Below are 12,844 nucleotides of genomic sequence, written 5' to 3'. Positions count from 1 at the left end.
TGTTTATTCGGCCCCGTGTTTTGGAGACATTAAATCGTATTTTCAAGACAGGCCAATAAACCCCCAAAAGATTTCGCCCGCGAAAAAACCCGTAAAATTGTTTAGATTTGCGGATGGATTTTTCACAAGTAATAGGGCAAAAACACTTAAAGGCGCACCTTTCAAAAACCATTGAAAATGGCCGTATCCCGCACGCACAGCTATTTTCTGGGGTTAACGGCAGCGGTTTGTTGCCAATGGCAATCGCCTATGCTTCCGAAATTTTGTGCAGCCAATACAAAAAAGAAAGTCCTGAATATTTGGCTTGCAAAAGCAAGGTCGCCAAATTAGCCCATCCAGATCTGCACTTCGTCTATCCGGTAAACACAAGTGATGATGTAAAAAAGAATGCCATTTCGGATAATTATGCCGAAGGATGGCGCAGTTTTGTCCTGAACAATCCGTATGCCTCTCTTTTTGAATGGTTGCAGAGCATCGGCATCGAAAAAAAGCAAGGAAACATAAGCAAATTTGAGGCTGAGAATATTTCGAAAAAATTATCGCTGAAAGCTTATGAGGGCGGCTACAAAGTGATGATTATTTGGATGGCGGACAATATGAACGGCGAGTGCGCCAACAAAATCCTTAAATTGGTTGAGGAACCCACTGAAAAAACCGTGCTGCTTTTGTTGACCGAAAAAGAGCAGCAAATAATCACAACCATTCGTTCCCGTTGCCAAAAACTAACTTTTCCGCTACTTTCTGAAGCCGATATTGCAGAAAGTTTGATTAAAACCCGGCAAATAAAAGAACCATTGGCGCTCCAAACGGCCCGAAGATCGCAGGGCGATTATAACAAAGCCCTGCAATTACTGGAAGAAACTGGAGAGGATGAAGTTTTTGAGAAATGGTTTATCAGTTGGGTACGCACCGCTTTTCGGGCAAAAGGCAACAAAACAGCAATCAATAATCTACTGGATTGGAGCGATGCACTTGCCGGACAAGGACGCGAAACGCAAAAGAAATTTTTATCGTATTGTATCGAGGTGTTTAGGCAAGCGCTTTTAAAAAATTACGAAACGGATGCACTTTTGTTTTTTGAAACGAAGGACAAAACTTTTTCATTGCAAAAATTTGCGCCCTTTGTGCATCAAAATAATATTTTTGAAATCAACTCGGCTTTGGAGGATGCGTCTTATCACATTGAACGAAACGGGAATGCCAAAATAATTTTTACGGATCTTTCTATAAAATTAACCCGCCTAATTCACAAACCAGAATTGGTATAATCAATTTTTATATTGTTTTAAATAAAATAGACTGCGTCTATTTTAACCCTGCTTTTTAACTTTGATTTGTCAAAGACTTTTGGAAAAGCCAAGGGAAAGTTCCATTTTCACTACTAACTGCCTTAAAAGCGCTAAAAATAGCTTATTTCACTTTTCTGAAACAATAACTATGGGAAGAATATTCTTTCGTATGCTTAGCTCTTAAATTTGATTTAAAACCTATCCAAATTGCTTTTAGCGAAAATTTGTTTCCTGTTTTATATTTTTCGGAAAGTAAACTCACATAGAAAGAATCAAATAGCATTGGATCAACTTTTTCAAGTTCAAAATTTCCAGCAAAAAGCCTTTTGATAGCATCTTTTGAAAAATGCCAAAGATGGCGCGGCACATCAAAAGCAGCCCAAAATTTTCCGTAATGCTTCGCGTCGAAACTTTTGAAATTTGGAACTGCGATAATTAAGGTACCATATGGTTTCACTAAAGCTGCCAATTTTGAAATCGTTTCTTCCAAGTTTGGAATGTGTTCCAAAACATGCCAAAGTGTAACCACGTCAAATTGCTTTCCTTCAAAATCATTTAAGGAAGCTTTCAAGTCAATGCCTTTTTCCAAAGCTAATTTCGCGGCATTTTTGTTTGGCTCCATTCCGTGAACCTGCCAACCTTTTTCTTTTGCAACTTTTAAAAAATCTCCAGTACCGGCACCGACATCCAACAAAGAACCAACTTCCCCATGCTGTTGTAAAATCAATTTAGCCTTTTTTTGAAGGGACCATTTTTTAACCAATTGGTAAAGGCTCAAAAACAAACCGCGCTTTTCATCAGTATGCGAAATGTATTCCTGGCTCTCGTAATATTTAGGCAGTTCTTCAGCCTTAGGCTGCGGAAAGGTTTTCAGAAAATCCAAATCGGTATCGTGTACCAACTCAAACGTTTCTCCGGAAACCAAGTAATCCTTAACCGATAAATATTTCTTTTCGTGATTTTGCAAGCAGAAAGGTTTAATTTATTAAATAGATTTAATGAAGCTCCGGGATCAGAAGGAAAGTGTTCCACGTGAAACAATGGCCCTAACGCCCCATATACACCAAAAGAACCGAAACATCATTTGGTGAGACACCACTTATTCTTGATGCCTGCGAAACGGTTGCGGGTTTAATTTTTGTGAGTTTTTCACGGGCCTCAAAGGAAAGCGACTTTAATTTTGAATAATCAAAGGAAGCGGGGATTTTTAAACCTTCCAGCCTATTTAATTTGTCTGCATTGTTCTTTTCCTTATCAATATACCCTGAATACTTAACTTGGATTTCGGCTTGTTCAATCATTTCAGTGTCCAAACCGTTTTCCTCAATATACTTTTTTACCGAAGGAATCTTCTTCATATCCTCCATCGTTACTTCAGGCCGAGAAAAGAATTTGAACATCTTGTCACTTTGATCTACCAAGGCAGATTCACGCGCAAGAAATATCGGGTTGATTTCTTCCGGAGCTGCACTGGTTTCTTTAAAAAATTGAACAAAAGCACTTGCCTTTTCTTTCTTCTTTTCCATTTTACGCATACGCTGTTCACTTGCCAATCCAATTTCAAATGCCTTCGGCGTTAACCTAAAATCGGCATTATCTTGTCGCAATAAAGTTCTGTATTCCGCACGCGAAGTAAACATTCGGTAGGGTTCTTCCGTTCCCTTGGTAATAAGGTCATCAATCAACACGCCTATATAAGCCTCATTCCTTTGAAGTATAAAAGGTTCCTTTTCACGAACTTTTAAATGTGCATTTATTCCTGCCATCAAACCTTGGGAAGCTGCTTCTTCATAGCCTGTGGTACCATTGATCTGTCCGGCAAAATACAAGCCTGAGACCACTTTTGTTTCCAAAGTGTGTTTCAATTGCGTTGGCGGAAAATAATCGTACTCAATAGCGTAACCGGGGCGAAAAAACTTCACGTTTTCAAAACCGGCAACTTGACGCAAGGCTTTAAACTGAATATCCTCCGGCAAGGAGGTTGAAAATCCATTAATATAATATTCTACCGTGTCCCATCCTTCTGGCTCTACAAAAAGTTGGTGCCTGTCCTTATCCGCAAAACGATTTATTTTATCTTCAATGGAGGGGCAATATCGTGGGCCAATACTCTTGATTGCACCGTTGAACATTGGCGATCTGTCAAAACCTTCGCGTAAAATATCGTGAACTGTAAGGCTCGTGTGGCTCATATGACAGGACCGTTGTTGCATTAAGGGCTTGGTTTCATCCGAAAAGGAGAATTTCTCCGGCGCTTCATCCCCCGGCTGTTCTATCATTTTAGAAAAATCCAAGGAACGTCCGTCAACTCTTGGAGGAGTTCCTGTTTTCATTCTTCCTGCTTCAAATCCCAAATCAATTAAATCCTGGGTAATTCCTGTTGAAGCCTTTTCACCAGCACGTCCTCCTCCAAATTGTTTATCCCCAATATGGATCAACCCATTTAAAAAAGTGCCATTTGTAAGTACAACGCTTTTTCCTTTAATCTCCAGACCAAGGGAAGTTCTTACACCGTTAATCTTACCATTTTCCACTATAATTCCAGAAATCATTTCCTGATAAAAATCAAGGCTTGGGGTTTGTTCAAGCATCAGCCTCCAAGTTTCGGCAAAACGCATACGGTCGCTTTGGACCCTTGGACTCCACATTGCCGGCCCCTTTGATTTGTTGAGCATCTTGAACTGAATGGCCGACTTGTCAGAAACGATACCACTATAACCGCCCATCGCGTCGATCTCCCGCACAATTTGTCCTTTGGCGATGCCACCCATAGCAGGATTGCAGCTCATTTGTGCAATTGTTTGCAAATTCATAGTAACCAATAGGGTTTTCGAGCCCAAATTTGCCGCAGCAGCTGCAGCTTCTGAACCTGCATGACCAGCGCCAACCACAATTACATCATACTCTTTTGGAAACATAAAATCATTTTAATTGTTCCACGTGGAACATTTGTTTTTATCAAATTTTTTTAGGGACGCGAAATTACAATAAATATCTAACTTTAAGGTAATTAAGTAGCTGAAATTATAGTTTTAAAGTGTGGCAAGCTTTTTAAGAGCCTCATCCTCCTTTGAACGCATAGCATCTTCCTCTAAAACAGTCTTATCTTTATAGCCACAAAAATGAAGTATGCCATGAATCATAACCCGATGCAATTCATCTTCGACATTTGTTTTGAAATCTTTCGAATTTTCGGCAACACGTTCAACGGAAATGTAAATTTCGCCATTAATTTGCTTTCCGGCCTTATAGTCAAAACTGATAATATCAGTTAATGTATCGTGGCCCAAAAACGTTACGTTCAGTTTATGCAGATATTCGTCATCACAAAAAACATAAAGTACTTCACCCTCTTCAAATCCTTCTGAAATGATGATTTCGGAAATCCACTTTTGGATTTTCATCCGGCTTTTTAACTCAAAATCAGTTTCAAAATTAAACTCAATCATTACCTTCCTTAAAATATTCCTGAACCTTGTTTTTGTAATCTTGGCGCAAAGGTAAGGCCTCACGGTTCAAAATTTCAGTTGTGTTGAAGTATTTTTTTATGTCTTCGGGAGAAAGTTGTGTATTGTTCTGAAAATCCCTTCTATTCGTTCGGGACTCCCTTCGGCTTTCTTCTCCTTGCTCAAGATCGGCTTTGTCAAGTTTCAACAATTCATATTTAAGATTGAGCATTTGCTGAAGCGTATTTTGATTAAACCCCTTGTCCAGCAACTGCTGCTCTATGCCTTCCATTTTCTTTAATATCTCTCCGCCATTTCCATTTAAACCCTCCTTGCTCAACCTATCCTGAAGTTGATTTCGCAGCTCTTGTTGTTGTTTGTATATCTCGAATAGCTCGCCATTTATGTCCTCGCTGTTTCCCTGGCCATCCTTTTCCCCGCCTTTTTCATTTCCTTTCTGTCCGTCCCTGCCATTCTCACCATTTTGGCCATTTCCATCACCGCTTCCATCACCTTCACCCTCGCCTTTTTCTTTACCTTTTTTTCCGTTTTTTCCTTTCTCCATTCCTTCTTTCATCTTTTCGCCAAGGCCTTCCTGTTTTTGAATAATATCAGGCAATTGAAATCCGGAACCCGGCATTGGATTTCCCTTACCAGAACCAGAACCCATGGACATCTGCATCTGCATTTGCATGTTGCTCAAAATATCACTTAGTATGACCGCCAAATCATTTGCCCCTGTAATTGTATATTGTTGATTTCCAATGCCTTGTCTTGTTTCATTTTGCGCCAATCGCTCCAATGATTTGTCAATATTATATTGGATTTCAGTAAGAGAGGTATTTATTTGGGACCCGATCATTGGTTGACGAAGCGATAGCGCAAATATACTGTCGTCTATATGTTCAAAATTTATTTTAAGGTCGTTTTGAATATTCAATTTCTTTCCGAATATAGGATTGCCGTATTCAATTTTTTTGAAAGCTTCCATCAAATCCTCTTGTTGAAAAGAAAAAACAACCAAATTATCCACAATCTGACGTAGCATTTTTACATCTTCCTCTATGGTTTCCATTTGTCCAGCCTGCATCTGCATTTGCATACCTTTGCTCATCTGTTTCATTTTCTGTCCAGCTTTCTTTTGGTTTTTACCAGCCTCGTTCGGCTTTTGTTCCCCAAGTTTATCGGTAGCTTTTTGCTGTTCCTCATCAATCTGTTGCTCGGCCGGTTTATCTTCGGGAATGTCCAAGGGCTTCTTTAAACCTTGGTTCTCCTTCTGAAGCTCTCCCATCTGCTTTTTATATTCTTCAAACTTTTCGTTTAGCTCCTCTTGGGCCTCCTTTGTGTTTTCATCATCAGGTTTATCAGCTAACTTTTCTTGCTCTTCGCCAAGATCATAAAGTTCCTCGGCAAGTTTTTCGGCTTTCTTTTCAACGTAATATCTTTTGGTCAACTCTAGCAATTGCTCAAGATTTTTCTCTTGGTTCTTGTTCTGTTTTGAAAGCTTTTCAAGCTTCTCGGTCAATTCCTCCTTTTGAATTTTGTCCTGCAACTTCTCAAGTTCATCCAACAATTTTTCATTCTTCTTAAGTTGTTCCTCATTTTCTTCCAATCTTTTTTGAAGATCTTCCTTGAAAGGATCTTTCTCCTTGTTTTCCGGTTGGAAATTTTCGAGTTCCTCTTTCATTTCCTTTGAAAAATTCTTCATCATTTCCTCCTGCTTTTGCTGGCGCTGGATGAAGTTTTCGAGCTTCTTTTTGTCGTTGTAATTAAGTTCGTTCTTTTCTTTTTGGGTTCGCGAAAGTTCTTCCAAAGTTTGCTTTCGGTCTTTTAATTCTTCCAACGATTTATCCAACCCTTTAATCGCTTCCTGCTGATTTTGAAGCTGTTCTTCCTCTAATTCATTCTTCGTTAATTTTCTGAAAGAATAAATTCCAGACTTCGAGGATTTATAATTGTGAATGGTATCGTTATCAAAAACCTCAAAATAATATTCATAAGCTACGCCTTCATCCAATGGAAGGTTCCCGGGAAAAGTATAAGTGAATTGATCAAAATTGGTCTTATTCAATGGTAAAGCCTGTGTTTTAGCCTGCTTTTCATCGCCTTCGGGAAAATAGACCAGCCGAAGTTTTGTAAGCCCGTAATCGTCCGAAATCTGGCCCAAAAAGAAAATCCGTTGCGTATTTGTACTGTCCTGCTTTGATTGCACCTCAATTTCGGGGAATTGATCCTTTACTACATTCAGCGTGAAGGCAAGGTTTTCATAATCCTTCAGTTTTTCGTTAGAAGTGGTAATGGCGTAATCAAGTTTGTCATAAATTCCTTTTTCAAAATTAAAGTTTTCACCTTTTGCATCGAATGAAAAGGAAGTATCGGTGGTTTTTAGAGTAACTGCCTCTGTATTTTTAGTAGCGACATTCCATTTTACCCGCGTTCCTTCGGGAATGGTAGCATTTCCGGTACTTTTAAGGGTTTCATCTCTTTTCCCCGTATAGGAAGGATAATCCAAAATCATTTCAAAATTGAGCAATGAAGGGGTTTTTACAACATCCAAGGTATATTCCCGGGAAGTCACTTTATTTGCCTTTAAGCTGAAATCGATAGATTCCATAGGTTGTTGAAACGTATATTCAAACAAACCTGGCGCGGTCTGCTGCATATAATAGGTTTCAGCGTTGTAATTGATGCTTGCATTTTCGGGAATCGCAGTGCCTTCGGTTCTAATTTTTAAATTGAAGGGTTTGTTTTCTACTGCATTCAAATCGTCGTTCATCACAATAAAAGTGAAGGGTGCGGGCGGCTCAAAGGCAGTGTCGTAATGTACCACACGTTTATAGCTGCTCGAAAAAATATCCATTCCGCCCAAAGCGCTAAACAATAAAAATATCAATACCGGAATGGCCGCGTATTTTAAATATTTTGCGTTCTTTTTAAAATTTACGGCACTTTTGAAAGGTACTGGCTGCAGTTCGGTAGCTTTTTGGTCAATGCTTGCTGCCAGCAATTCGCTCTCGCGCCGGTTTTGGTTTAGCTGGATTACGTTGAGCAATTTATCGTTTACCTGCGGAAAATGGTTGCCAATGATTTTTGAAGCTTCTTCATAATTAATTCCCTTTTGAAGTTTGAAAAGTTTGGCAAGCGGAAAAGCGATAAACCGAACAAACAAGCCCAGTTCCACGATTACAAACGCCCAAAACAGCACTCGCCTTCCCAACGGATTGAGCCAAAGGAAATATTCAACGAGCAGCGTTATCAACAAATACAGCAGCCCAATGGCGAAGAAAAGGATAGCTCCTTTTATAAGCTCATTGGTGTAGTATTTCTTGATAAATTCCTCCAGTTTTTGCTGGATGATGTTAAAAGTGCTCATAATTTTTTTCCCGTGTATTCAAAACTTCTAAAATACAATAATATTTTGTGCTAACCACGCCACAAAGATTGCTCCAAAAAAGGAAAAAACCACCCTGTGCAATAACTTTAGAATGCGGCTTCTAAATTGTACCTTTGCCAATTCATAAAAAGAATGCAGATTATGTCTCAAAAAGTTCGGGTTCGTTTTGCCCCAAGTCCAACTGGACCACTACATATCGGCGGTGTTCGCACTGCTTTGTTCAATTATCTATTCGCAAAAAAACACGGCGGCGATTTTCTACTGCGAATAGAGGATACCGACCAAAACCGATATGTGGAAGGCGCCGAGGCATATATTATTGAAGCTTTGAATTGGCTGAATATACCCTACGACGAGGGTCCGGGCAAAGAAAAAGACTGCGGCCCATACCGCCAAAGCGAGCGTAAAGACCTATATAGACAATACGCCGATGCGTTGATAGATTCGGGAAATGCGTATTACGCGTTTGATACTTCCGAAGAACTTGACGCGCACCGAAAAGACCACGAGGCAAAAGGAAAAACCTTTATTTACAATTGGCACAACCGTTTAAAACTGAAAAATTCGTTGGTTTTTTCTTCGGAAGAAACCCAGCAGAAAATAGCAAATGGCGAAGAATACGTAATCCGTTTTAAATCGCCCGAAGATGAAACGCTTCATTTAAACGATATAATCCGCGGCGAGATGCAGGTGGAAACAAGCATTCTCGACGATAAGGTTCTCTTCAAAAGCGATGAAATGCCAACCTACCATTTGGCAAATATTGTGGACGACCATTTAATGAAAATTACCCACGTGATCCGTGGTGAAGAATGGTTGCCATCTTTAGCGCTTCACGTTTTGTTGTATCGCGCTTTTGGCTGGGAGGCGCCACAATTTGCGCATTTACCGTTGATTTTGAAACCAACTGGCAATGGAAAACTCAGCAAACGCGATGGTGATAAAATGGGTTTCCCGGTATTTCCTTTGGAATGGAAAACCGCGGAAGGAGATGTGTTTTCAGGTTATCGCGAAGACGGCTATTTGCCCGAGGCTGTTTTAAATATGCTCGCTTTTTTAGGCTGGAACCCCGGAACGGAGCAGGAAATTTTCAGCCTGGAGGAATTGGTTGATGCTTTTGAGTTGGAAAGAGTCAACAAGGCAGGGGCAAAATTCGACCCCGACAAAACCAAATGGTTTCAGCACCAATATTTCCAAAAGATTGATGACGCAGTATTGGCAAGCGAATTTGAAAGATATTTAAAAAAATTATCGGTGGAGAGACAGGGCAATGCCCTGTCTCAACCACCAATAGAAACAATAATAAAAATCGTTTCCATTTTAAAAGAACGCGCCACCTTCGTGAGCGACCTTTGGGAACAGGGAAGTTTCTTTTTTGAAGCCCCAAAAAATTATGATGCAAAAGCCGCTGAAAAAGCCTTCAAAACTGAAACACCGGAATTACTTCAGAAAGTGGTTTCTATTTTAAAATCTTCCGAAGAATTTTCCGCAGGAAACCTTTCGGAACAAGTGAAAGGTTGGATTACTTCAGAAAACATAGGCTTCGGAAAAGTGATGATGCCGCTCCGATTGGCGCTCGTAGGAGAAATGAAAGGTCCCGAAGTGTTTGATATTCTTTCAATTTTAGGAAAAGAGGAAAGCGTTTCCCGAATTGAAAAAGCGATTGATTTTATTGGCTAAAAGTAAATCACGCCTGACACAATAATGGTGGAGCTATTGCCTTTAAAGTTATCGTTTTCCAGATCATTTCCATTTAATTCGCCCAACATGTTTGTAAGGCCGTATTGATATTGTGCGCCTATTCTGAAATGCTCCAAACCGGTGGTAAGACCCGCGGCAAGCCGGACGTTGAACCTGGAAATATCCTGAATATCCTTTGCCGTAAGTGTATTATAGCCTGTTAAAACATAATTTTCATATTCGCCCCTGTCAAGTTTCATTTTTCCATTTATGCTGAAAACTGGGCCAAATTCAACGCTCAAATGCTTCATGACAATGTTATAACTTCCCATGAAATTGATTTGCGCTCCCTGAATGGTGTACCCAATATTTTGGGTATCCGTTCCCAAGGGGCTACTTCCTTCCACCCCAACGGACTCGCTTTGGAAACTAATTCCATATATTAAATCAAAATCATTTCTAAAACCGCCACGAGTAGTAAAACCCGCTATGAAACCCTCTTTCTGCTGGGTTACCAAATCATCTGTCTGAATGTCGAAGAAAGATATTCCGCCGTGAATTCCCAGAAAATTATAGCCTTCATAGTTGCGCTGGGCAAAGGCTTTCTGAAAAAAGAAAAGACAAAAGAAAATAAAAATTAGTTGTTTAAAATTCATAGTCGGGGATATTTTGAGGGCGTGAAAATAGGTTTTATTTTTTGTATCTTCCACAACGTTTAATCATTAATAATTAAAAATTATGGGAGGGTTTATTTTTGTACCGCTGCTGATTGTTGGCTTTTTTATTCTATTGGCAGGATTTTTTACCGTAAAACAGCAAACTGCCGCAATAGTAGAACGCTTCGGAAAGTTCCAAAGTATAAGACATTCGGGATTGCAGTTAAAAATTCCGTTGATCGATCGGATTGCGGGACGTATCAATTTGAAAATCCAACAGTTGGATGTAATTGTTGAAACCAAAACGAAGGACGATGTTTTTGTCCGGTTGAAAATTTCGGTACAGTTTCAGGTACTACAGCAGAAGGTTTATGACGCTTTTTATAAGCTTCAAAACCCACACGACCAAATCACTTCCTACGTTTTTGACGTAGTTCGCGCCGAAGTCCCAAAAATGAAACTCGATGATGTTTTTGAAAGAAAAGACGACGTGGCAATAGCCGTAAAAGCTGAATTGAACGAAGCGATGAGCACCTATGGTTACGATATCATCAAAACGCTGGTTACAGATATTGACCCGGACATACAGGTAAAAGCAGCAATGAACCGTATAAACGCAGCCGAGCGTGAAAAAGTAGCCGCTGAGTTTGAAGCCGAAGCCGAGCGTATAAAAATTGTGGCAAAAGCCCGTGCAGAGGCAGAGAGCAAGCGTTTACAGGGGCAGGGTATTGCCGACCAGCGCCGTGAAATTGCACGCGGTTTGGAAGAAAGTGTGGATGTGCTGAACAACGTGGGCATCAATAGTCAAGAAGCATCGGCATTGATTGTGGTTACGCAACATTACGATACGCTGCAATCCATTGGTGAGGCAACGAATACGAACCTTATTCTTTTACCGAATTCGCCACAGGCCGGTAGCGACATGCTAAACAATATGATTGCCTCCTTCGTGGCGAGCAACCAAATTGGGGAAGAGATGAAAAAACAAAACATTGAAAAAGGAATTGTGCCTAAAAAACGACCAAAACGCCAAGCACCGCCAAGACCGGAGGAAGGAGAAGATTTGAATTATTAGCAACTAAGCACCCATAAAAACGAAGCCCTCCTAAAATTTAGGGGGGCTTTGTTTTCCAATCAATCGAAGTTTAAGCAAGATTTATAAATGCTCATCATCTTCGTATTCTTTTTTCTTCACTGGTTTTATGCCAATAAGTTTGTCCACTACCTTTAAAACGAAAGCTTTTTTTACAATAGAAGCTACCGTGCTTGCAATCAAATTTATTGGGGAAAAAGTTTCACTAATGGTTTCCTTGCTTTGGTGAATGCCCAGTTTTACTTCTTCCAGGTCAATCTGCGATTTAAGCCGAAGGTATTTCAAATCGCGGTCTATTTCTTCAAAAGTAGTATATCGCTTCATAAATGTTATTTTGAAATATCTGCTTTCTGTAAAGCCTCCTCCTTAATGGTTTGTTCGTACTCTCCTATCTCCTCCTCCACTAACGTTTTGGGATCCAAATCATCGTCATCATATAATACGCCGGAGAATTTGTGGAGCATTTTCCGCTCTATAATTTTTCTTCCGAAGATAAACATGAAGATTAAAATAATTCCATAAAAAGCGCCAATCAACAAAAAGCCAGCGTAAACGTTTTCAAAAAAAGAGGCCAGCCAAAATGCTGCGCCAAGCGACAGAAAAAGAAGTACAAAGAGAAACAGACTTCCATAAACCAAAAGGTTTACAAGGGAAATACTCCCTTTCATTACAGATTTAAACAGGCGGAGTTTGTAGTACTCCGCCATGCTCAAACTATAATCTTCTATTCTGTCCGTAACCTTGTGCAGGCTGTCCGTTAGGCCTTTAAATGCCATATTATGCAGTTACTTTTTTGGCAGTTGCTTTTGCTTTGTCCACTTTGGAATCAATTTGAAGTTTTGCGTTTTGTTTTCTTAAAGCTTCCAATTTGTCTTCCATTGCCAACAAAATATCGTCAGCTTTATAGCTTGCTGAGGATAAAGTTTCATTCAGTTTTTGCTCAAAGCTATACTTAGCTTGCTGTGCTTTTTCGCTTAATGTGTGGCTAGTTTCTTTAATTTGCTTGTTCAATTTTTTTTGGGCTTTCTTAGCTTCTTTGCTAAGTTTATCTCTTGTTTTTGAACCTTTGTCCGGTGCATAAAGTATTCCCAATCCCGCTCCAATTGCGGCTCCGGTTAATAATGCGATAAGGGTTTGACCTGTATTTGATGCCATTGTTTTTTGTTTTATTAGTTAATAATTTCAAAGATAGACAACGGCTCTTTGGTTTGCTGTTAACAACCGGTTAATAGTTAATTTTCAATCCATAAATTTGTCATAAAAAGAAGAAATTATTGCCAATTTCT

Annotated in this window: 11 protein-coding genes; 3 read left to right on the top strand and 8 right to left on the bottom strand. The window is 39.7% G+C overall.

Annotation, left to right across the window (positions count from 1 at the left end; genetic code table 11):
* The first annotated feature begins 113 nt into the window (after positions 1-113).
* Positions 114-1,268, top strand: coding sequence for a DNA polymerase III subunit (locus tag POV26_RS14880; RefSeq protein WP_272857254.1), 1,155 nt, complete (start codon positions 114-116; stop codon positions 1,266-1,268).
* A gap of 142 nt (positions 1,269-1,410) precedes the next feature.
* Here the strand turns inward: POV26_RS14880 and POV26_RS14875 are convergent, their stop codons facing one another.
* The 4 genes from POV26_RS14875 to POV26_RS14860 form a co-directional block, all read right to left on the bottom strand.
* Positions 1,411-2,256: a class I SAM-dependent methyltransferase gene (locus POV26_RS14875; protein WP_272857253.1), complete on the bottom strand. Its 846-nt coding sequence runs from the start codon at positions 2,254-2,256 to the stop codon at positions 1,411-1,413.
* A 79-nt stretch (positions 2,257-2,335) separates the two neighbouring features.
* Entirely contained in the window at positions 2,336-4,207 is a 1,872-nt protein-coding gene (gene mnmG / locus POV26_RS14870) for a tRNA uridine-5-carboxymethylaminomethyl(34) synthesis enzyme MnmG (RefSeq protein ID WP_272857252.1), read from the bottom strand.
* Positions 4,208-4,321: 114 nt separating this feature from the next.
* Positions 4,322-4,738, bottom strand: a complete 417-nt coding sequence (gene ybeY / locus POV26_RS14865) for an rRNA maturation RNase YbeY (protein ID WP_272857251.1) — start codon at positions 4,736-4,738, stop codon at positions 4,322-4,324.
* Positions 4,731-8,108, bottom strand: coding sequence for a DUF4175 family protein (locus POV26_RS14860; RefSeq protein WP_272857250.1), 3,378 nt, complete (start codon positions 8,106-8,108; stop codon positions 4,731-4,733). The genes ybeY and POV26_RS14860 overlap by 8 nt, the downstream gene beginning before the upstream one ends.
* A 162-nt stretch (positions 8,109-8,270) precedes the next feature.
* On the opposite strand from POV26_RS14860, the gene gltX reads away from it, so the two are divergent.
* Positions 8,271-9,809: a glutamate--tRNA ligase gene (gltX, locus tag POV26_RS14855; RefSeq protein ID WP_272857249.1), complete on the top strand. Its 1,539-nt coding sequence runs from the start codon at positions 8,271-8,273 to the stop codon at positions 9,807-9,809.
* On the opposite strand, the gene POV26_RS14850 is transcribed toward gltX, so the two are convergent.
* Positions 9,806-10,465, bottom strand: a complete 660-nt coding sequence (locus tag POV26_RS14850) for an outer membrane beta-barrel protein (protein ID WP_272857248.1) — start codon at positions 10,463-10,465, stop codon at positions 9,806-9,808. The genes gltX and POV26_RS14850 overlap by 4 nt on opposite strands.
* 82 nt (positions 10,466-10,547) lie before the next feature.
* On the opposite strand from POV26_RS14850, the gene POV26_RS14845 reads away from it, so the two are divergent.
* Positions 10,548-11,540, top strand: a complete 993-nt coding sequence (locus tag POV26_RS14845; RefSeq protein WP_272857247.1) for an SPFH domain-containing protein — start codon at positions 10,548-10,550, stop codon at positions 11,538-11,540.
* 81 nt (positions 11,541-11,621) lie between these two features.
* On the opposite strand, the gene POV26_RS14840 is transcribed toward POV26_RS14845, so the two are convergent.
* From POV26_RS14840 to POV26_RS14830, 3 genes are read right to left on the bottom strand one after another with little or no spacing between them, the layout of a single operon-like run.
* A complete protein-coding gene (locus POV26_RS14840) occupies positions 11,622-11,882 on the bottom strand; it encodes a DUF6327 family protein (protein ID WP_272857246.1) in 261 nt (86 codons plus the stop codon).
* Between the two features lie 5 nt (positions 11,883-11,887).
* Positions 11,888-12,334, bottom strand: coding sequence for a hypothetical protein (locus POV26_RS14835; protein ID WP_272857245.1), 447 nt, complete (start codon positions 12,332-12,334; stop codon positions 11,888-11,890).
* A 1-nt stretch (position 12,335) separates the two neighbouring features.
* Positions 12,336-12,713 carry a YtxH domain-containing protein gene (locus POV26_RS14830; protein WP_272857244.1) on the bottom strand — a complete coding sequence of 126 codons (378 nt, stop codon included), beginning with the start codon at positions 12,711-12,713 and terminating at the stop codon, positions 12,336-12,338.
* Between the last annotated feature and the right edge of the window lie 131 nt (positions 12,714-12,844).

This window comes from Aequorivita todarodis, assembly GCF_028561335.1.
Lineage (GTDB): Bacteria > Bacteroidota > Bacteroidia > Flavobacteriales > Flavobacteriaceae > Aequorivita > Aequorivita todarodis.
Note: the sequence above shows the minus strand (reverse complement) of the source record. Positions and strands in the feature narration are given on the sequence as shown.

Bases quoted from the DNA above. Each gene is read 5' to 3' on its own strand.
- POV26_RS14880 (WP_272857254.1), top strand. From the start codon at position 114: ATGGATTTTTCACAAGTAATAGGGCAAAAACACTTAAAGGCGCACCTT.
- mnmG (WP_272857252.1), bottom strand. From the start codon at position 4,207: ATGTTTCCAAAAGAGTATGATGTAATTGTGGTTGGCGCTGGTCATGCA.
- ybeY (WP_272857251.1), bottom strand. From the start codon at position 4,738: ATGATTGAGTTTAATTTTGAAACTGATTTTGAGTTAAAAAGCCGGATG.
- POV26_RS14860 (WP_272857250.1), bottom strand. From the start codon at position 8,108: ATGAGCACTTTTAACATCATCCAGCAAAAACTGGAGGAATTTATCAAG.
- gltX (WP_272857249.1), top strand. From the start codon at position 8,271: ATGTCTCAAAAAGTTCGGGTTCGTTTTGCCCCAAGTCCAACTGGACCA.
- POV26_RS14850 (WP_272857248.1), bottom strand. From the start codon at position 10,465: ATGAATTTTAAACAACTAATTTTTATTTTCTTTTGTCTTTTCTTTTTT.
- POV26_RS14845 (WP_272857247.1), top strand. From the start codon at position 10,548: ATGGGAGGGTTTATTTTTGTACCGCTGCTGATTGTTGGCTTTTTTATT.
- POV26_RS14840 (WP_272857246.1), bottom strand. From the start codon at position 11,882: ATGAAGCGATATACTACTTTTGAAGAAATAGACCGCGATTTGAAATAC.
- POV26_RS14835 (WP_272857245.1), bottom strand. From the start codon at position 12,334: ATGGCATTTAAAGGCCTAACGGACAGCCTGCACAAGGTTACGGACAGA.
- POV26_RS14830 (WP_272857244.1), bottom strand. From the start codon at position 12,713: ATGGCATCAAATACAGGTCAAACCCTTATCGCATTATTAACCGGAGCC.